The sequence below is a fragment of the Actinoplanes aureus genome, assembly GCF_015704865.1.
Classification (GTDB): Bacteria; Actinomycetota; Actinomycetes; order Mycobacteriales; family Micromonosporaceae; genus Actinoplanes; species Actinoplanes aureus.
Genome location: NZ_JADQTO010000004.1, coordinates 527859 through 547283, shown reverse-complemented (window position 1 = coordinate 547283; position 19425 = coordinate 527859). Strand labels below are relative to the sequence as shown.

Genomic DNA, 19425 nt, shown 5'->3' with positions numbered 1-19425 from the left:
CGCTCAGACGGCGGCCAGGACGGCGGCTTCCACCCGGGTCCGTTGTGCCGCCTCCGACCCCGCGCCGACCAGGTAGAAGACGTCCACCACGTCACTGCCCAGGGTGGAGATCCGGGCCGCGCGGATCTCCGCGCCGGCCTCGTCGAGTGCCGTGGTCACCCGGTACAGCAGGCCCGGCGAGTCGGCCGCGCGCAGCTCCAGCACCACCGCGTCGGTGGCCACGTCCCGCTGCCACACCACCCGGGGCGAGGCGCTGCCGCCGCGGGCGCTCATCGCCCGGGCGCGGACCCGCTGGGTCACCGAGACGTCGCCGGCGGCGACGCGGCGCAGGTCCGCCGCGAGAGCGATCGGATCGTACGGCGACCCGTAGCGCGGCGACGTGTAGAACTCCACGATGGCCCGGCCGTCCACGGTGGTGGTGTTCGCGGCCACCACGTCCAGCCGGTGCATGGTCAGGCAGGCCGTCACCGCGGCCAGCAGCCCTCGCCGGTCGGCTGCGGCCACCGCCACCCGGTCGCCGTCCAGGTGCACCACTGGCAGGCCGCCGTCCAGCAGCTCCGGGTCCGGCCGGGGCGGCTCGGGCAGGGCGCCGGTGTCCAGCGCGGTGTGCACCTTGCCGACCAGCTCGGCCATCAGCCGGCCCTTCCAGTCCGACCAGGCGGCCGGTCCGGTAGCGTGCGAGTCGGCCCGGGCCAGGGCGTGCAGCAGGTCCAGGGTGGCCGGGTCGCCGACCGTCTCGGCGACCGTCGAGATCGTCTTCGGATCGCTCAGGTCGCGCCGGGTGGCCACGTCCGGCAGCAGCAGGTGCAGCCGGACCATCTTCTCGATCGTCGCCACGTCGGCCGGGGGCAGGCCGACGCGAGCCGCGACCTCGGCCGCGATCGGGGCGCCCACGATGCTGTGGTCGCCGGGCAGGCCCTTGCCGACGTCGTGCAGGAAGGCGCCGAGCAGCAGCAGGTCCGGCCGGTCCACCTCACGGGTGTACTTGGTGGCCTCGTAGGCGGCCTGCACCAGGTGCCGGTCCAGGGTGTACCGGTGGATCGGGTGGTGCTGCGGCAGGCTGCGCATCCGGGCCCATCCGGGCAGCCAGGCGTCGATCAGCCCGTACCGGTCGCAGGTCTCCCAGGCCGGCAGCAGACCGGGACCCGAACCCAGCAGCGAGACGAGCGCGGTGCGAGCCGCGTGCGGCCACGGGGTGGGCAGCGGCGGGCAGAAGGCGGCGAGCCATTCGCAGGTGGCCCGCGCGATGGGCAGCTGCACGGTGGCGGCGGCCGCCGCCACCCGCAGCGAGAGGCTGGGATCCGGGACCGGGCCGATGGCGGTCCGGGCGAGCACCAGCTCGCCGTCCTGTTCCACCACGTCCCGGGCGACCGGGCGCCGGGCCGGGCCGGGCATCGGGCCGCCGCGCCGGCGGCCGCTACGGATCCGGTCGATGGCACGCCAGGCGTCATCAACGGCATGTGCGACGGTACGGGCATCGCCCGCCACCCGTCGCAAGAGGTTGTCCGGGTCCTCGATCTCGAGCAGGTCGGCGACGGCCTTACGCTCCTGCGCGACCAGCCGGTCCACGCGGCGGCCGACCGCCAGGTGCAGGGCGTCCCGGGTGTCCAGCAGGCGCAGGCCGGCCGCGCGTACCGCGGGTCGCATGTCGGCGATGCCGGCCCGGCCGATGCCGCGCAGCAGGGTGACGTCGCGCAGGCCGCCGGACGCCTCCTTGAGGTCGCCCTCGAGCAGGAAGGCGAGCTCGCCATGGCTGGTCCAGCGGGCCGTGGTGAGCTCTTTGAGCTGTGGCATTAGTCGCACCGCGGTACGCCGCCACTGGTCCCCCGCGGCCGCGATCAGCTCGGCGGAGAGGGCGGCGTCGCCGGCCACGTGCCGGGCGTCGAGCAGTCCGAGGGAGACCTTCACGTCGTCGTGCGCGACCGAGAGCGCCTCCGGGAGGGTCCGCACCGAGTGGTCCAGACCGAGCCGTGCGTCCCAGATCGGGTACCAGAGCGACGAGGCGATCCGGTCGATGCCGGCCGTCCCGTTGTGCAGCAGCACCAGGTCCAGGTCGCTGTGTGGCGCGCAGTCCCGCCGGCCCAGGCCGCCGACCGCGACCAGGCTGACGCCGGTCAGGTGGGCGGGAAAGAGCGTCCGCAGCCAAGCATCGAGCGCCGCCGCCCGCTCGTCGCGGGCCGCGGAGCCGATGTGTTCTTTCAGCTTGTCGAGTGAGCCACCGGCAACCGGGCGGGCCGGCGGGGCCGGCGGCTCACTCAACGGGTTGGTCATGTCGATTACAGGGCGTCGAGGCCGCGCTCGCCGGTCCGGACCCGGACGACGTCGTCGACCGTGGTGACCCAGACCTTCCCGTCACCGATCTTGCCGGTCCGCGAGGCGGTGACGACGGCGTCGACGATCTTCTCGACGTCGATCTCGTCCGTCAGCACCTCTACCTTGATCTTCGGCAGGAACTCGACGGTGTACTCGGCACCCCGGTACACCTCGGTGTGTCCCTTCTGCCGGCCGTAGCCCTGTACCTCGCTCACGGTGAGCCCGGCGACGCCCAGGGCGTGCAGAGCCTCCTTCACCGCGTCGAGCTGGTACGGCTTGATGACCGCGGTTACCAGCTTCATGCTCAGTCCTTCCATCGGAGCAGCCATCAGAATTTAACCGGAGATCTTCTCGCTGACCGGGGAAGATTCCTCAGCCGGCGCGCTGGCGGGCTTGATACCGGCCATCGCGAAGGCACCGCCACCGCTGCCGCCGCCGGCCGGCGCCAGGTCGTACCCGCTCTCCGCGTGCTCGGCGAGGTCGATGCCGTCGATCTCGGCCTCCCGGGAGATCCGGAAGCCGATGGTCTTCTGAATCGCGAAGCCAAGGGCGAAGGCGACGACGAACGAGTACACGGTGACGATCAGGGCGCTGAGCGCCTGGATGCCGAGCTGCTTGACGCCGCCGCCCATGAACAGGCCATCGTTGGCGACCAGCGCGTTGACCTCGCTGCTGCCGAACAGGCCGATCCAGAGGCAGCCGATCCAGCCGCCGACGAAGTGCACGCCGACCACGTCGAGCGAGTCGTCGTAGCCCAGCTTGTACTTCAGCGAGACCGCCAGGGCACAGACCGCGCCGGCCACCAGGCCGAGCAGGGTCGCGGCCCAGGGTGCGATGAAGGCACAGGCCGGGGTGATGGCGACCAGACCCGCGATGGCACCGGAGGAGGCGCCGACCAGGGTGGGCTTGCCGTCCCGGATCTTCTCCACGATGAGCCAGCCGAGTACCGCGGCGGCGGTGGCGACCTGGGTGTTGATGAACGCCAGACCGGTGATGCCGTCGGCGGTCAGCTCGGAGCCGGCGTTGAAGCCGAACCAGCCGAACCACAGCAGGCCCGCGCCGAGCGCCACGAACGGAACGTTGTGCGGCTTCATCGACTCACGCGGCCAGCCGGCCCGCTTGCCGAGCACCAGGACCAGGGCGAGGGCCGCGGCACCCGCGTTGATGTGCACCGCGGTACCACCGGCGAAGTCCAGCGCGCCCAGGTCGAAGATGAAGCCACCGCCCCAGACCCAGTGGGCGACCGGGAAGTAGACCAGGGTGGCCCACGCGCCGGCGAAAATCAGCCAGCCGCTGAACTTGGTGCGGTCGCTGATCGCGCCGCTGATCAGGGCCACCGTGATGATCGCGAACATCATCTGGAAGGCCATGAAGACGTAGAGCGGGATTCCGGTGCCGCTCGGATTCTCCGCGGTGGCGCCCCACAGGTCGCCCTCGCCGAGGAAGGTCTTGGTGCCGAGGTAGTCACCGATGTTGCCGATGACGCCGCCCTGGTCGGTCCCGAACGCCAGGGAGAAGCCGTAGAACAGCCAAAGTATGGAGACGAGCCCGATGGCGCTGAAGCTCATCATCATCATGTTCAGAACGCCCTTGGACCGGTTCAGGCCGCCGTAGAACAGCGCCAGTCCAGGGGTCATGAGCAACACGAGTGCGGTGGAGACAAGCAGCCACGCGGTGTTGCCGGTATCAATCGTCGGTGCTTCAGGCACGCTGGCCTCCTAAAGTAGGAACCCTCCCTCGCGGCACAGCGTGGCGGCATCGCCCCTGGCCGGATGCGCGGAAGCTTTCCGCTCCCCTGTTTCGCGCACGGTCTTCGGTCGATTACCGGCGAGTGACGGCGTGTTTCCGACGTGTGAAGAAACTCTCACAACCTCAGCGGAGCGCGTACTCCAGCGTGTGGCGCTCGTAGTCGAGCAGGCGAAGGTCGCGCATCGGGCGGCGCAGATGACCCTTGTGCACGATCCGGACGAACGCCGGGTCACCGGCCGCGGCCATCCGCCGGATCCCCTCGACGTGGTCCACGATCCGCTTCCTTATGGTCCGCACCAGCCGGTGCCGGTCCCGCGGGATCAATCCGTACGCGTCCGCGAACAGGCGCAGCCGCCGCGGCCGGTTAGGCCGCTTCCAACCGAGCGTGTAGGAGTCCCGATCGCTGAAGAGCGGCACCCAGGTCCACGCCGCGTACGCCACGTCGTAGAGGCGGGAGCCCGGCGAGGCCAGGTCGAAGTCGATCAGGGCGAGCGTGCCGTCCGGCCGCCAGACCACGTTGTGCGGTGCCGCGTCGTGGTGACAGATCACCTCGGTGTCCGGCGGGGGCGGCCCGAACGAGCGCCAGACCGAGCCCGGGGGCGGCACGAACCCGTACTGCGCGTCGTGGAACATCCGCAGCATGGTGGCGACCGTGACCAGCGCCTCCTCGGTGACCCAGTGCGGCGCCAGCGGGTACTCCCCGCACTCGCCGTCCAGGTAGGAGAGGACCTCACGGCCCTTCTCGTCCATCCCGAATGCACGCGGCGAACCGGTGAAGCCGACCCGCTCCAGGTGGTTGAGCAGCGCGTGCACCGCCGGGGTCCACGGGCCCGCGTTACGCCGGACGGTGTCGCCGATCCGGGAGACCGTGCTGACGTTGCCACCGTGCAGCGGTATCTCGCGCACCGGCTCCTGCGTCACTCACGGCCTCCCACACTAAAACGACACACCTCCCGCGAGCCTACGCGTCGCCCCCAAGTAGGGCCTCGACGAAGGCCGCCGGCTCGAACGGCGCGAGATCGTCCGGACCCTCGCCCAGACCCACCAGCTTGACGGGAATTCCCAGCTTGCGCTGCACCGCGATGACGATGCCGCCCTTCGCGGTGCCGTCCAGCTTGGTGAGCACCACACCCGTGACATCCACCACCTCAGTGAATACCCGGGCCTGCTCCAGTCCGTTCTGTCCGGTTGTCGCGTCGAGCACGAGCAGCGTCTCGTCGACCGGGCCGTGCTTCTCCACCACCCGCTTGACCTTGCCGAGCTCGTCCATCAGGCCGACCTTGTTCTGCAGGCGGCCGGCGGTGTCGATCAACACGGTGTCCACGCCGACGTCGATGCCCCGCTTCACCGCGTCGAACGCCACGCTGGCCGGGTCACCGCCCTCCGGCCCGCGAACCGTCTCCGCGCCGACCCGCTCGCCCCACGTCGCCAGCTGCTCGGCGGCGGCGGCCCGGAAGGTGTCGGCCGCGCCGAAGAGCACGCTGCGCCCGTCGGCGATCAGCACCCGGCCGATCTTGCCGCAGGTGGTGGTCTTGCCGGCGCCGTTCACACCGACCACCAGCATCACCGACGGCCGGCCGTCGTGCGGCGTGGTGTTCAGGCTGCGGTCCAGGTCCGGTTCGAGGGCCGCGGTGAGCTCCTCGGCGAGCTGCTCGCGGACCTCGGCGACGGTCCGGGTGCCGAGGACCCGCACCCGCTCGCGCAGCCGCTCCACGATCACCTGGGTGGCCTCGACCCCGACGTCCGCGGTGATCAGGCTGTCCTCGATCTCCTCCCAGTCGTCCTCCTCCAGGTGGTCCCGGGAGAGAACGGTGAGCAGCCCGCGGCCCAGCGCGTTCTGCGAGCGGGCCAGGCGGGCGCGCAGCCGGACCAGCCGGCCGGCGGTGGGCGCCGGCCTCTCCAGCACCGGTTCCTCGACCACCGGCTCCTCGACCACCGGCGGTTCGACCACCACCGGTTTCTCGACCGGCTTCTCGATGAGCGGCGGAAGCTCCTCGGTCGGCGGCCGTTCCAGGGTGGTGGTCGAGCCCGAGGTGGGCGGCGGGGGGAGCTCCCGGCGGCGCATCCTCGGCACCACCAACCCGACCGCGCCCACCACCAGGACGACGAGCAGGATCACTGCGGCGACCACGTATTCCATGCCCGAATCCTGACAGATGAGCCGTCGAGGCGTGGCAAGGGCCGCGCACTGGCAATTTCGGCCCACGGTGACGGAGGATGGGGCACCCCTGACGAGAGCGTGGAGGATCCCCCCGGTGACTGCTCAACTGCTCATCGGACCGGTGCTGCGCCGCGTCGATGGTGATAGTGCCACCCTGTGGCTGGAGACCAGCGAGCCCGCCGAGGTGCGGGTCGAGGTGGACGGCGGGGGCGCCGGCTCGGCATCGACCTTCTCGGCGTACGGCCATCACTACGCCCTCGTGATCGTGACCGGGCTGGCCCCGGACTCGGCACACCCCTACCGTCTGACCCTCGATGACCGGGTGGCGTGGCCGGCGGCCGATTCGCCGTACCCCGCTCCGGTGATCCGGACCCGGGCCACCGACGACCGCGACCAACCGGTCAGCCTGGTCTTCGGCTCCTGCCGGGAGGCGACGCCGGAGGCGACCCGGCGGCGCCTGCCGCCGGACGCCCTGGACGCGTTATCCCGGCGCCTGATGGCCGACCCGGCCGCCCGCCCCGACCTGCTCGTCCTGCTCGGCGACCAGGTGTACGCCGACGAGCCGTCGAAGAAGGTGCGCCGCTTCCTGCGGCTGCGCCGGCGCAACGGCCACCACGGCCCGGTGGACCAGGTCGTCGCGTTCGAGGAGTACACGAAGCTCTACCTGGAGTCGTGGCGCGACCCGGAGGTGCGCTGGCTGTTCTCCACCGTGCCCAGCGTGATGATCTTCGACGACCACGAGCTGATCGACGACTGGAACACCTCGGCCTCCTGGCGTGCCGACATGGCCCGGCAGTCCTGGTGGCGCGACCGGATCTCCGGTGGCCTCGCCTCGTACTGGATCTACCAGCACCTCGGCAACATGAGCCCGGACGAGCTCGCCGCCGACCCGCTTTTTCAAAAGGTCTCCACCGCCGACGACGCCACCGACCTGCTGCGCGACTTCGGGCGGCGGGTGGACGAGCCGGAGTCGGCGGAGAACACCGACCAGCCGTACCAGTGGAGTTTCGCGCTCGACCTGGGCCGGACCCGCCTGATCGTGCTCGACAACCGGTGCAACCGGGTGCTGACGCCCGGGGCGCGGGCGATGCTGCCGGCCGTCGAGTGGGACTGGTTCCTGGACCGGGCGCACGGCGACTACGACCACCTGGTGGTCGGCTCGTCACTGCCGTGGCTCATGCCGCCCGCCATCCACCATCTGGAGGCGTGGAACGAGCGGACCGCCGAGTCGCACCGGCCGCGCACGGCCGCCTTCGGCGAGAAGGTACGCCGGGCTTTCGACCTGGAGCACTGGGCGGCGTTCGGCAAGTCGTTCGACGCGCTGGGCGAGCTGTTCCGGCGGCTCGGCGAGGGTGGGCCGGAGGCACCGGGGCACCGGGTGGGCGCCGGTGGGGCGTACGCGGCGCCGTCCTCGATCAGTGTGCTGTCCGGGGACGTGCACCACTCGTACGTGGCGCGGGCCGACTTCGGGCACGCGATGGCCACCCCGGTGATGCAGCTCACCTGCTCGCCGATCCACAACGAGGTGCCCCTGCCGATGCGGCCGCTGATGCGGATCAGCTGGTCCCGGGCGGTGGCCCGGGTGGCCCGCGGCCTGCCCAAGGCGGCCGGTGTACGCAAGCCGAGGCTGCGCTGGAAGCGGCTGGCCGGGCCGTACTTCGGCAACGCCGTGGGCACCCTCACACTGGACGGTCAGGTCGCCACCGCCCGGATCGAGGGCACCACCAGGGCCGGCGAGCTTTATGACGTGGCGAGGGTCGACTATCGCCCGGAGAATGGGCGCCGATGACTACCTGGACCGCGCCTGAGGCGCATCGCGTACCCGAACCGAAGACCGGCGACGAGCGCCGCATGCTGCAGGGCTGGCTGGACTGGCACCGGCAGACCCTGCTGAGCAAGTGCGCCGGCCTGACCGCCGAACAGCTACGGACGGCCAGTGTCGAGCCGTCCAACCTCACCCTGCTCGGCCTGGTCCGGCACATGGCCGAGGTGGAACGCGGCTGGTTCCGCCAGTTCGCCGCCGGCGACCGCGATCTGCCGAGCCTCTACAGCTCACCGGAGAACCGGGACGGCGAGTTCGACGACGTGGCGGAGGCCGACGCGGAGGCCGACTTCGCCGCCTTCCACGATGAGCTCAAGCTGGCCGACGCGGCGGTGGCCGACCTGCCGCTGGAGAGCGAAAGGCCCGGGCGCCAGGGACCGATCAGCCTCCGCTGGGTCTACCAGCACATGATCGAGGAGTATGCCCGGCACAACGGTCACGCCGACCTGCTGCGCGAGCGGATCGACGGCGTGACCGGCGACTGATCTCGATCACTCCGGCAGGTCGAGGACCTTGCGCAGGTAGGGGAGGTGCTCCGGGCCGGTCCATCGGTAACCCACCAGCTTCGCTGCCCGCGCGCCCCGGATCACCCGGTCGTCGTCGTCCACGATGAGCACGTGCTTCGGCAGGTGCCCGATCGAGAGGCAGGCCTTCTCGAAGAACTCCGGCGCCGGCTTGTGCGCCTTGAGCTCCCACGAGCTGATCACCAGGTCAACCTCGCCGGTCAGGCCGAGCGTGTCCAGGTCGCCGCGGAGCCGGTCGGTGGCGTTGGTGGCGATCGCGACCGGCCGGCCCGCGGCGCGGACCTCGCGGACGAACGCCAGCGCCTCCGGATCCACCTCGCCCCGGTACGCCTGCCACTCGGCGACCGCGGCGGCCGCCTCCTCCGCGGGCAGCGGCAGCCGGTCGGCCACCAGCCTCATCCACTCGGCGTCGGTGATCTCGCCGGCCATCGCGGGCCGGTAGATGTCCCACGACATCGCGGTCTCGAGCAGCGAGGCCGGCTTCAGGCCGTACTTGACCTCGGCGGCGATGATCGGGGCCGGGTCCCAGCGGCGGAGCACGCCGTCCAGGTCGATCAACAGGGCCCGGGCGCGATCGCGCATTGCCTAGTCCTCCGCTTCGCGGTTGAGCCGCTGGCTGATCACCTGGGTGACGCCGGCGCGCATCGTGACGCCGTAGAGGGCGTCCGCGACCTCCATCGTGCGTTTCTGGTGCGTGATGATGAGCAGCTGGCTCTTCTCCCGCAACTGCTGGAAGAGGGTAATCAACCGGCCCAGGTTGACGTCGTCCAGGGCCGCCTCCACCTCGTCCATGATGTAGAAGGGCGACGGGCGGGCCCGGAAGATCGCGCAGAGCATGGCCACCGCGGTCAGCGAACGTTCACCACCGGAGAGCAGCGACAACCGCTTGATCTTCTTGCCCGGCGGGCGGGCCTCGACCTCGACGCCGGTGGTCAGCATGTCCTCCGGGTCGGTGAGCACCAGCCGGCCCTCACCGCCCGGGAAGAGCACCTGGAAGACGGCCTGGAACTCCCGCGCGGTGTCCTCGAACGCCGAGGTGAAGACCTCGAGGATCCGGTCGTCGACGTCCTTGACCACGGTGAGCAGGTCCTTGCGGGTGGCCTTGAGGTCCTCGAGCTGGTCGGAGAGGAACTTGAAGCGCTCCTCCAGCGCGGCGAACTCCTCCAGCGCCAGCGGGTTGACCTTGCCGAGCAGGGTCAGGTCGCGCTCCGCCTTGTTGGCCCGTTTCTCCTGGATGGGACGGTGGAACGGCACCGGATCCGGGACCGGCTTGCCGTCCTGCTCCGCCTGCGCCACGTCCGCCTGGGTCGGTGGCACCAGCTGGTCCGGGCCGTACTCGCTGATCAGCGTCTCGACGTCGAGCGAGAAGTCCTCGGCCGCCTTCGCCTCCAGCTGTTCGATCCGCATCCGCTGTTCGGCGCGGGCCATCTCGTCACGGTGCACCTCGCTGGTGAGCCGCTCCAGCTCGATGCCGAGGCGCTTGGCGCTGGCCCGTACCTCCTGGAGCTCGGCCTCCCGTGTGGTCCGCGCCTGAGCGATCCGGTCTCGGGCGTCGGCGGCCTCGGCGAGCGAGACCGCCAGCCGCTGGAGCGCGACGGCCGCGCCGAGCGCGACCGCGCGGGCGATCTCGGCACCCCGGGCACGCGCGGCCCGCCGGGCCGCGGCCCGTTCCCGGGCCTGCCGCTCGGCGTTGGCCTGGCGCAGCAGTGAGTCGGCGCGGCCGGCGATGGACGAGACCCGCTCCTCCGCGGTACGCACCGCGAGCCGGACCTCCATCTCGTTCTGCCGGGCCTGGGGCACCATCGCGGCCAGCTGGTCGCGCTCCTCGGTGGAGGGTTCCTCGTCGAGCGGGGTGGCCTCGGCCAGCCGCAGCCGCTCCTCCAGCTCGGCGAGGCGCATCAGGTCGTTCTCGCGGGCCGCCTCGGCCTTCTGCCGGGAGGCGCCGAGGCGCTCGCTCTCGGCCTTCGCCGACCGGGCGGCGGCGCCCAGCTCGGCCAGCCGGCGGGCGGCCGCGTTGCGCTCGCCCTCGGCGGCCCGCTTCGCCTGGGCCGCCACGTTCACCGCCTGCTTGAGCTCGGCCACCTCGGCCCGGGCCGCGCCAAGCTGCTCCTTGAGCTCGGCGATGCTCTGCTCGGCCGTGGCCCGCCGGGCCTTGGCCTCGTCGACCGCGGCCTGCACCTCGATGTAGCTGGTCGCCTTCGCCGAACCACCGGCCGCGGCGTACGCGCCGAGCACGTCACCTTCCGGGGTCACCGCACGCAGCTCGCCGTTCTCGGCGACCAGCCGGGCGGCCGCGGCGAGGTCCGGGACCAGCGCCACGTCGCGCAGGGCGCGGTTGAGCGCCGGGCGCACCTGCTCCGGGCAGTCGACCACCTCGGGCGCCCAGACGGCGCCGTCCGGCAGGGCGGGGCGCAGGGTCTCCAGCGAGCCCCGCATGCCGGGGCCGGCCGAGCCGGCGACCACGAGGTCGGCGCGGCCGGCGTCGGCGATCTTGAGCGTACGCATGGCCTCGATGGCCTCGTCGACCCCGGAGAGGGCCACCGCGTCCGCGAGCCCGCCCAGTGCCGCCGCCAGGGCCACCTCGTGTCCCGGCTTCACGGTCAGCATCGAGGCCAGGCTGCCCAACAGACCCGGCACCTGACCGGCCCTGGCCAGCAGCGCGCCGGCGCCGTCCTTGCGCTTGAGGCCGAGGGCGAGCGCCTCCTCCCGCGCCTTCCAGCTCGCCGCGTCCTTCTCCGCGGTCCGCTCGGCGTCGGAGAGCTCCCGCACTACGGCGGCGGCCCGATCGTGCGCGGCGACCGCCTCGTCGTGCTTGGCGTCCAGGTCCGCGTTGTCCCGGTCCGCGTCGGAGGACTCGGCCGCGACCAGATCGACCTCGGCCTGCGCCGCCTCGGCCCGCATCAGGGCGTCGGTGTGCGCCGCCGCCAGCCGCTCGATCTCCTCCTCAGCACTGCCGGTACGCGCCCGCGCCGCGTTCACGTTGCCGGTGAGCTTGGCCAGGCCCTCCCGCCGGTCGGCGATCGCCTTGGCCGCCGCCCGCAGCTCACCCTCCGCCGCGGCCAGTTGCCGTTCCAGGTCCTGCCGGTACTCCAGGGCCTCGGCCAGGCGCATCTGGTCGTCGGTGAGCGCCTCGCGCAGTTCCTCCTCCTGCTCGCGGACCCGCTCGGCCTCGGCCTCGAGCATCTCCGGGTCGCGGCCGGGACGCTCCTCGTCCGGGGTGGCGGCGAGGTGCCGCAGCCGCTCGGTGGCGAGCTGCTCGGTGGAGCGGAATCGTTCCTGCAGGGTGGAGAGCCGGTACCAGGTGTCCTGGGCAGCCTGGAGCAGCGGGGCGTCCTCGGCGTGTGCCGCCTCCAGCTCGTTCAGCCAGCGCTGGACCTCGCGGTTCTCCTCCTCGACCTGCTGGCGGCGCTCGCGCATCGCCGACTCGTCGGCGATCTCCTTGTCCAGGGTGGTACGCAGGGTGTGCAGGTCGTCGGCGAGCAGCCGGAGCCGGGCGTCGCGCAGGTCGGCCTGGATGCCGGCCGCGCGCCGAGCCACCTCGGCCTGCTTGCCGAGCGGCTTGAGCTGGCGGCGCAGCTCCGCGGTGAGGTCGGTGAGCCGGTTGAGGTTCACCTGCATCGCGTCGAGCTTGCGGATCGCCTTCTCTTTGCGCTTGCGGTGCTTGAGGACACCGGCCGCCTCCTCGATGAAGGCGCGGCGGTCCTCCGGCTTGGCGTGCAGCATCGCGTCGAGCCGGCCCTGGCCGACGATGATGTGCATCTCCCGGCCGATGCCGGAGTCACTCAGCAGTTCCTGGATGTCGAGCAGGCGGCAGGGGTTGCCGTTGATCTCGTACTCGCTGGCGCCGTCCCGGAACATCCGGCGGGTGATCGACACCTCGGTGTAGTCGATCGGCAGGGCGCCGTCGTTGTTGTCGATCGTGAGCGTCACCTCGGCGCGGCCCAGCGGCGCCCGGCCGGACGTGCCGGCGAAGATGACGTCCTCCATCTTGCCGCCGCGCAGCGCCTTGGCGCCCTGCTCGCCGAGAACCCAGGCGATGGCGTCGACGACGTTGGACTTGCCGGATCCGTTCGGGCCCACGACACAGGTGATGCCCGGCTCCAGCCGCAACGTGGTAGCGGAGGCGAAGGACTTGAAGCCCTTGACCGTCAGGCTCTTGAGGTGCACGGATCTCCGGGGGTCGGCGGTGGTCTGCTGGTGGCAGGCTACCCGCAGGGGATCGGCAGGGCAGGGACACGCCGGGCCCGGCGGGGCGCCCGCGCCGGGAAACGGGCAAAAAACTGCGCGCCGCCACAGACGTGGAGGCGCGCTCTTTCTTCGGTGCGTCTGGCGTGCGAGGGGATGTGAACGCCGGGTGATCACCCCGCGGTATCCACCGGCGCTCGGTCGGAGCTCAGGTCAGTGCGGGCTCGGTGAGCCGCGCGAAATCGTCTGCCTCCGCGGCCGCCGCCGCGAGACGATCATTTTCCGCCCGGAGGCGGGTGACCTCGAACTCCAGGGCCTGCACCCTGGAACGCAGTCGGGTGACCTCGTCGAGGAGGCGCCGGTCGGGCGCCGCACCTACGTGGCCGTAGAGGGCCTTCGCCATCGTGACTCCTTGTGACGCGCTGCGTCTCGTTTGTTTTGCGTTGCCGGAAGAGCCGGCCAACGTGGCGCCCAGTGCGTGTGATGCACCAGCACTCACGGGCACGCGTGAGCACAGAATCCCGCCTGAGAAATCGAGCGAGGTTCTTCAGGTGCAGATGCTCAAGCCCTGAATGGAACCGGGGCATGAGTGGGCGCGACTGGCGACATCTCCATAGTCCGCCGATCCCCACGCTCCGTCAAGCCGGGGCTTCACCGGTTGCGCGCTCGATTCCAGTGAATCACGCCACGAGTGGGGTCCCACCGCTCTTACCAGGGTTCACCCGGACTGCCGATCTTCCGGCGTGATCGGCGGCCGTTTGCGGTGACCGGCGTCGATCACGATCGGCACAAAACCGCCCCGCAGCTAGACCCCTTTCGGGCAAAAACGGGCAAACCAGGACGACAAATGCGGTCATAAGGTACGTAATTGTGTCGCCTAACCGACATGCTCCGTTGACTTCGGCGGGTTGTGTCGTTGCCTCCTGCGTGAATCCGACCCCGTCGCGTGAGCGCATCTGCCTGCTGACCGGCGGCGGGTACCCGTACCGGCGGGACGCGCTCGGTGGTTGGTGCCGGACCCTCGTCGAGGGCCTGCGCCGATTCCGCTTCGAGTTGCTGACCGTCACGGACCGTGAATTGCCGTCCGCGCCGGCGTACCCGCTTCCGTTCCATGTCGGCTCCGCGCGTGCCGTCGCGCTCGGCCGCGACCCGGGCCGTGCCGAACGACGGCGGGCCGCCACCCCGGACGGCGCCGTCGAGGCCGCCAGCATGCTCTGCCGGGGACTGCTCGGCGACGACCTCCCGATCACCGGCCAGTTCGCCACCGGGCTGCGCCGGATCGCCGAGCTGGCCGGCGCACCGGACCCGCTGGCCGGCGTGCCGCTCGCGGACGCGCTGCTGGAGGCGTGGCGGACCCGGCAGGCTGAGCTCGGTCCGGACCAGCCCTTGCCCCGGCTCAGCGTGCGGGACGCGCGTACCGCGGCGACGCTGCTGCGGCATGCGATGCGGGCGCTGGCCGTTCCGCTGCCGGAGGTGGAACTGGTGCACTGCGTGGGCGGGACCACGCCGCTGCTGGCCGCCCTGTCCGGGCGCTGGCGTAGCGGCACGCCGCTGCTGCTCACCGAGGCGCGGGCGGCGGTGCCGCGACAGCGACCGGCCGAGGACCGGCTGTCGGTGGGGGTACGCACGGTGCTGCGGCGGTTCCGGACCTCGGTGGCCCGTACCGGGTACGCCGAGGCGGAACTGATCGCACCGCTGAGCACCTATCACCACGGGTGGGCGCTGGAGCACGGGGCGATGCCGTCCCGGCTGGTGCAGGTGCCGGCCGGGGTGGACCCGCGGGAGTATCCGGGAGCGGTGGAGCTGAGCCCGGCTCCGGCCGTGGTCTGGGCCGGCAGCGGCGGGCCGGACAGCGGGCTGGCTCTCGTGCTGGAGGCGTTCACCGAGGTGGCGGCGGCCGTGCCGGGGACCGTGCTGCACCTGGTCGGTGTCACCGCGGCACACGAGGACCACTGCGCCGAGCAGATCGAGCGGACCGGACTGGGCCGGACGGTACGCCTGCACCCGCTGCCAGCCGACCCGCGGGACCGGTACACGGTCGGCCAGGTCGTGGCGCACGTGCCGGGACCGGCCGACCCGCCGTACCGGCTGGTGGAAGCCATGATGTCGGGTCGCGCGGTGGTCGGCGTGGACGTCGGGCCGGCGGGCGAGACGCTCGGCGAGGCCGGGGTGCTGGTGCCGCCGAACGACCCGTCCGAGCTGGCCATCGCCATCGTCGACCTGCTCCGCACCCCGACCCGGCGCCGGGCGCTCGGCGACGCCGCGCGGCAGCGGGCCCTGAACCACTTCACCGTCGACCGGGTGGTGCGGGTGTACGGCGCCCTCTACACCGACCTGGCCGCACCCCCGCCGGCGCCCGCCTTCGAGCTGGCGCTCACCGTCCCCGCGCCGCGGGCCACGACGCCGGCGACCGTGCGCTGGCTGACTCGGGAGAACTCATGACGACCACCACACGTACGGCGCGCAATCGCAGCCGGCGCCGCAACGCCGGGGCGGACGAGCCCCGGCACTCCGCGGTCAACCAGGCACCGGTACGCGACGACCTCGCCCCGCCCCGCCGACGGACCCGGAGCGTGGGACGGCACTCGGCCGAGTTCGTGCCGGAGCTCGGGTCCGAAGTGGCGTTCCCGGCTCCGACCGGGGAGTCGCCGGTGCTCGCCGCCGGGGCCGTCGCGCCGTCCGAACCGGACGAGGTGGCCTGCGTCGAGCCGGTGGGGCGGGATGCCTCTTTCCTGGATGAGAGCGCCGGTTACGCGTACCGGAAAAGGAAGGGAAGCCGGCGCGCGCCTGCCCGGCGTGCCTACCTCGGGCTCGCTTTCGTGCGCTGCCTGCTCTATCTCGGACCGCTCAGCGTCGCGCTGGCCGCCGCGGCCACGCTGGGCCGGGTTGCCTGGCCGGTGCCGGCCGTCATGCTGCTGCTCGGCTGGACCGCCGCGCAGGCCCTGACCGGCGCCGGGGTGAACGTGGCCCGCCGGAGCGGACCGGCGGCCGCAGCCCGGCTGGTGGGCGCGGGATTCGCCGCGATGGCCGGGCTCTGGTGCGCGCTGGTGTGGATCGCGCCGGACGCCCTGCTGGGGCCGGACCGCGCGCTCGCCGCGACGGTCGGGATCGGTGGGCTGCTCACCCTTGGCTCGGTGACCGCCGCGCTGGTCACCCGCTCCGAGCGGTCGGTCGCCGCCTGGTACGTGCCCTGCTGGCTGCTCGCCGGCCTAACGCTGGCCCCGCCGGTGCTGCCGGTGCCGGTCGAAACGCTGCTGCCGGCCGCGATCGTGGCGGTGACGGTACGCGCGTTCCGGCCCGCCCTGATCCCGTCCCGGCCCGCCCGCGGACCCGGGCTCACCGCCGCCGAACGCCGCCGGGGCGCCGCTTACCTGATGATCGGCGCCGCCCAGGCGATCTGCGTGGTGCTGCTCTGGCGCACCGCCCCGGCCGTCATGCCGCTGCCCGCCGCACTGCCCCTGCTGCTGGCCGTCCCGCTGCTGGAGGCGCTGATCGGCTGGCACACCGACCGGCTGGACGCGGGGCTCGACTCGGCGGAGAGTGCCGCCGAGTTCGACCGGCACGTCCGCAACGTGACCGCGATCACGCTGGCCGGCCTGCTGCCGCCGCTGGCCGCCGGTGCCGGCCTGGCGGTGGCCGCCTTCCGGCTGCCGTACGGCCTGGCCACCGTTCCCGGCGCCCAGAACGCGGTGCTGGCCCTGGCCGCCGGAACCCTGCTGGGCGGCGTCTTCGCCGTCACGTTCCTGCTCGCCGCCCGATCCCGGGCCGGCGTGGCCGCGGCACTCGCGGCACTACCGCCGTCCGCCGCCGCGGTCCTCGCCCTCTTTCCGTCACCGGCCGGCCCGCTGCCCGCGGCCGTCGCCGTCCTGGCCGCGACCCACCTCGCCGGCCTGCTCATCGTCGCCCTGACCGCTGCCGATCTCCGGAGGACGCCGTGAAGACCCTGTTCCCCCCGTACGCCCACCCGTCGCCCGAGCTGGAACTCGACGCCGAGACCTGGATCATCCGGGAACAGCCTGGTGACCGCCGTACCCTGCACCAGTCGCTGGGCCGCATCGATCTGGACTGGGGCAGTCGCTCGCTCGCCGATGTCCTGACCGACGTGGACGCGTGGCGGGCTGACGGTGTGGAAGGGCTTTTTCTGGACCGGGCGCCGGCCGGGTCGGGCGGGGTCGGACCGGTGGCGCTCACCGTGCGGCTCGCGGCGCGGCGTGGGCTGCACCGGGTGGTGCTCAATCCGGGGGTGCCGACTCATCCGCTCTACCGGGATCTGGGAGTGCGGATCTGCACGTTCGAGGGACCTTGGGGGGCTTATCAGAGCTGGGACGGGGACGGGTGCCGGCCTGGGGACGGGCATATCGTGCATGGCGTACCGACCGCGCTGCTCACCGCCGCCCGGCGGCTGATGGGGCGGCGGGGGGCCGGGTTCGGCCTGGCCACCGATGCCAGCCCGAATCTGAGTACGGCCGGGGCGCATCGCGCGGACTAGACGTCTTTTCGTGGTCAGGGTCTTGTCCGGCCCAACGTGGGTGCTGTCTGGCGGCCGTCGAGACAGCATTGAGCGTGGGCCAAGCCGGGGGTGGGCACGTGGTCGCGGCCGGTACGGCCGGTCACCGTACCGCGGATGGTTTTGATCTTGGGCGTGGTTGGCAGCGGGGGCAGCTGAACGAGGACCGGTTCATGAAGTGCTCGCGGCGGATCGGTGCGCCGCAGCGGCGGCAGGGTTCGTCCTCGCGGCCGTAGGCGTTGAGGGAGCGGTCGAAGTAGCCGCTGTCGCCGTTCACGTCCACGTAGAGCTCGTCGAAGCTGGTCCCGCCCGCCACGATCGCCTCGCCTAGCACCTCGCGGACGTATGCCAGCAGCCGCTTCACGGCCGGGCGGGTCAGCTGGTCGGTGGGGCGGGCGCCGTGCAGTTTGGCGCGCCACAGTGCCTCGTCGGCGTAGATGTTGCCGACGCCGGAGATCAGCGTCTGGTCCAGGAGGGCTCGCTTGATCTCGGTGTGCCGGCCGCGCAGCCGGGCCACGAAGGCCTCGTCGTCGAAGAGCGGGTCCATCGGGTCGCGGGCGATGTGTGAGATCTCGTCGGGGAGTTCGGCGCCGCCTTCGGAGACCGAGAGGCCGCCGAACGTGCGCTGGTCGACGAAGCGCAGCTGCGGACCGCCGTCGGTGAAGGAGAAGCGGATCCGCAGGTGCTTCTCGTCAGGCGCGTCGGTGGGCTGCATCAGCAGCTGGCCGCTCATCCCGAGGTGGCCGATGATCGCGTCGCCGGAGTCCAGCGGTAGCCACAGGTATTTGCCGCGGCGGGAGACGTCCAGGATCGTCCGGCCGGCCAGCACCGAGGCAAAGTGGGCGTCGCCGGGCAAGTGCCGGCGGATCGCCCGGGGATGGTGCACTTCGACCGCGGTGATGGTACGGCCGGCCACCCACTTGGCCAGGCCCTGACGGACGGTCTCGACCTCGGGAAGCTCGGGCACTCCGGTGTCCTTTACAGCGTGTAGGGCCAGACGGTTACCAGGTAGGCGCCGTACCAGAGGCCGAACAGCGCCCACGCCACGATCGACAGGATCGCGGCCCGGGGACGGGCGCGGGAGGCGGCCACCACGGCCGGCAGCAGCGTCAACAGTACGGGCAGCAGCAACCGGGGCTTGGAGTGATAGAAACCGGCCTGGCCGTACACCAGGACCATCGCCACGACACCGTAGACGGCTAGGGGCAGCCACGTCTTCCGGGCCAGCGCCACCCCCGCCGCGGCGAGCGCGACCAGCAGGATCAGGGCGACGCTCATCGGAACCCATCCGTCGCCGGTGCGCAGCGTCGTGTTGAGGAACTTCAGCGTGCTGCTGCCGTAGTCGAAGGAGGTGCCCCACCCGGCGGTCTGAATCTTGAACCAGGCGGTCAGGTCGCCCACCCGCCAGGCCACCCAGCCCAGGAAGAGCGGCACCCCGGCGAGGGCGGCCGCAGCGGCGGCGAGCGGCGGCAGCTTCTTCTCGCCGGGTTCGCGGATCGCCAGCAGCGCGGCGACGGTGAGGCCGAGCGCGGCGGCGACGCCGGTCGGGCGGCTCAGCGCGGTGGCCAGGCCGAGCAGGCCGGCCGCCCACCAGGCCCGGCGGTGCGCGGCCGCGAACATGCCGGCCACCAGGGCGAGGAAGATGCTTTCCGAGTACGCCATGGACAGCACCACCGAGGCCGGAGCGGAGCAGCAGATGGCCACCAGGGCCCAGCCCGCCTTCTTGCCGTACAGGCTGGTGCCGAGCAGGTGCAGCGCGATCGCGGCGCCGATCGAGGCGATCCAGGCCACGGCCAGCGCGGCCGTGCCCGGATCCACCCCGAGCGCCGCCCCGGTCCGGATCAGGATCGGGTAGACCGGGAAAAAGGCCAGCTCATTGCCCTGCAGGGTGCCGTTCGCGTCGTAGGTGTACCCCTCCGGATAACCGTCCATCGCGACCCGGAGGAACCAGCCACCGTCCCAGATGAGCAGCCGTTCGCGGATGCTGCGCGGCTCAGCGGTGGCCCCGCCGAGCCACCAGATCATCAGCAGCTGCCCGGCGCGGGTCAGCGCCAGGATGCCGATCGCGGTGAGCACTCCGGTCCAGCCGCCCGCGGCGTCCCAGAGCCGGGGCTTCTCCGCCACCGCGCCGGCGTCGGGCTCATCCACAACCTTCACTCCGTCC

15 protein-coding genes are annotated in these 19425 nt (G+C 72.2%); 5 read left to right on the top strand and 10 right to left on the bottom strand.

The features are described from left to right. Nucleotides 1-3: 3 nt before the first annotated feature. The 5 genes from I4J89_RS11310 to ftsY all read right to left on the bottom strand — a co-directional run bounded on the left by I4J89_RS11310 (nucleotide 4) and on the right by ftsY (nucleotide 6202). Nucleotides 4-2271 (bottom strand): [protein-PII] uridylyltransferase, encoded by a 2268-nt coding sequence (locus I4J89_RS11310; protein WP_196413825.1) that lies wholly within the window; start codon nucleotides 2269-2271, stop codon nucleotides 4-6. Nucleotides 2272-2276: 5 nt separating this feature from the next. Continuing rightward, on the bottom strand, nucleotides 2277-2615 hold the full coding sequence (locus tag I4J89_RS11305) for a P-II family nitrogen regulator (RefSeq protein ID WP_196413824.1): 339 nt from the start codon (nucleotides 2613-2615) through the stop codon (nucleotides 2277-2279). A 33-nt stretch (nucleotides 2616-2648) separates the two neighbouring features. Then, complete coding sequence (locus I4J89_RS11300) at nucleotides 2649-4022, bottom strand: ammonium transporter (RefSeq protein WP_196413823.1); 1374 nt, start codon at nucleotides 4020-4022, stop codon at nucleotides 2649-2651. 163 nt (nucleotides 4023-4185) lie between these two features. Continuing rightward, a complete protein-coding gene (locus tag I4J89_RS11295) occupies nucleotides 4186-4983 on the bottom strand; it encodes an aminoglycoside phosphotransferase family protein (protein ID WP_196413822.1) in 798 nt (265 codons plus the stop codon). A gap of 40 nt (nucleotides 4984-5023) precedes the next feature. Continuing rightward, entirely contained in the window at nucleotides 5024-6202 is a 1179-nt protein-coding gene (gene ftsY / locus I4J89_RS11290) for a signal recognition particle-docking protein FtsY (protein ID WP_196413821.1), read from the bottom strand. Nucleotides 6203-6317: 115 nt separating this feature from the next. Here ftsY and I4J89_RS11285 point away from each other — a divergent pair, with 115 nt between their 5' ends. Then, nucleotides 6318-8012, top strand: a complete 1695-nt coding sequence (locus tag I4J89_RS11285) for an alkaline phosphatase D family protein (protein ID WP_196413820.1) — start codon at nucleotides 6318-6320, stop codon at nucleotides 8010-8012. Beyond that, a complete protein-coding gene (locus tag I4J89_RS11280; RefSeq protein ID WP_196413819.1) occupies nucleotides 8009-8530 on the top strand; it encodes a DinB family protein in 522 nt (173 codons plus the stop codon). The genes I4J89_RS11285 and I4J89_RS11280 overlap by 4 nt, the downstream gene beginning before the upstream one ends. A gap of 6 nt (nucleotides 8531-8536) precedes the next feature. Here I4J89_RS11280 and I4J89_RS11275 read toward each other — a convergent pair whose 3' ends face one another. The 3 genes from I4J89_RS11275 to I4J89_RS11265 all read right to left on the bottom strand — a co-directional run bounded on the left by I4J89_RS11275 (nucleotide 8537) and on the right by I4J89_RS11265 (nucleotide 13157). Further along, on the bottom strand, nucleotides 8537-9151 hold the full coding sequence (locus I4J89_RS11275) for an HAD family hydrolase (protein ID WP_196413818.1): 615 nt from the start codon (nucleotides 9149-9151) through the stop codon (nucleotides 8537-8539). 3 nt (nucleotides 9152-9154) lie between these two features. Continuing rightward, nucleotides 9155-12736: a chromosome segregation protein SMC gene (gene smc / locus I4J89_RS11270; protein ID WP_196413817.1), complete on the bottom strand. Its 3582-nt coding sequence runs from the start codon at nucleotides 12734-12736 to the stop codon at nucleotides 9155-9157. Nucleotides 12737-12962: 226 nt separating this feature from the next. After that, nucleotides 12963-13157 (bottom strand): hypothetical protein, encoded by a 195-nt coding sequence (locus I4J89_RS11265; protein ID WP_196413816.1) that lies wholly within the window; start codon nucleotides 13155-13157, stop codon nucleotides 12963-12965. A gap of 524 nt (nucleotides 13158-13681) precedes the next feature. Between I4J89_RS11265 and I4J89_RS11260 the strand changes: the two genes are divergently transcribed. Genes I4J89_RS11260 through I4J89_RS11250 form a run of 3 tightly spaced genes read left to right on the top strand, consistent with a single transcriptional unit; the run spans nucleotide 13682 to nucleotide 17243 of the window. Next, complete coding sequence (locus tag I4J89_RS11260) at nucleotides 13682-15196, top strand: DUF3492 domain-containing protein (RefSeq protein ID WP_196413815.1); 1515 nt, start codon at nucleotides 13682-13684, stop codon at nucleotides 15194-15196. Continuing rightward, on the top strand, nucleotides 15193-16692 hold the full coding sequence (locus I4J89_RS11255; protein ID WP_230858668.1) for a hypothetical protein: 1500 nt from the start codon (nucleotides 15193-15195) through the stop codon (nucleotides 16690-16692). The genes I4J89_RS11260 and I4J89_RS11255 overlap by 4 nt, the downstream gene beginning before the upstream one ends. Continuing rightward, nucleotides 16689-17243 (top strand): spherulation-specific family 4 protein, encoded by a 555-nt coding sequence (locus tag I4J89_RS11250; RefSeq protein ID WP_196413814.1) that lies wholly within the window; start codon nucleotides 16689-16691, stop codon nucleotides 17241-17243. The genes I4J89_RS11255 and I4J89_RS11250 overlap by 4 nt, the downstream gene beginning before the upstream one ends. A 121-nt stretch (nucleotides 17244-17364) precedes the next feature. Here the strand turns inward: I4J89_RS11250 and mutM are convergent, their stop codons facing one another. Then, entirely contained in the window at nucleotides 17365-18228 is an 864-nt protein-coding gene (gene mutM, locus I4J89_RS11245; RefSeq protein ID WP_196413813.1) for a bifunctional DNA-formamidopyrimidine glycosylase/DNA-(apurinic or apyrimidinic site) lyase, read from the bottom strand. Between the two features lie 11 nt (nucleotides 18229-18239). Then, nucleotides 18240-19409 (bottom strand): glycosyltransferase family protein, encoded by a 1170-nt coding sequence (locus I4J89_RS11240; protein ID WP_230858667.1) that lies wholly within the window; start codon nucleotides 19407-19409, stop codon nucleotides 18240-18242. Between the last annotated feature and the right edge of the window lie 16 nt (nucleotides 19410-19425).

Excerpts from the sequence above, each read along its gene's own strand:
- I4J89_RS11255 (WP_230858668.1), top strand. The coding sequence starts at position 15,193 with ATGACGACCACCACACGTACGGCGCGCAATCGCAGCCGGCGCCGCAAC.
- I4J89_RS11280 (WP_196413819.1), top strand. The coding sequence starts at position 8,009 with ATGACTACCTGGACCGCGCCTGAGGCGCATCGCGTACCCGAACCGAAG.
- I4J89_RS11310 (WP_196413825.1), bottom strand. The coding sequence starts at position 2,271 with ATGACCAACCCGTTGAGTGAGCCGCCGGCCCCGCCGGCCCGCCCGGTT.
- I4J89_RS11305 (WP_196413824.1), bottom strand. The coding sequence starts at position 2,615 with ATGAAGCTGGTAACCGCGGTCATCAAGCCGTACCAGCTCGACGCGGTG.
- ftsY (WP_196413821.1), bottom strand. The coding sequence starts at position 6,202 with ATGGAATACGTGGTCGCCGCAGTGATCCTGCTCGTCGTCCTGGTGGTG.
- I4J89_RS11275 (WP_196413818.1), bottom strand. The coding sequence starts at position 9,151 with ATGCGCGATCGCGCCCGGGCCCTGTTGATCGACCTGGACGGCGTGCTC.
- I4J89_RS11265 (WP_196413816.1), bottom strand. The coding sequence starts at position 13,157 with ATGGCGAAGGCCCTCTACGGCCACGTAGGTGCGGCGCCCGACCGGCGC.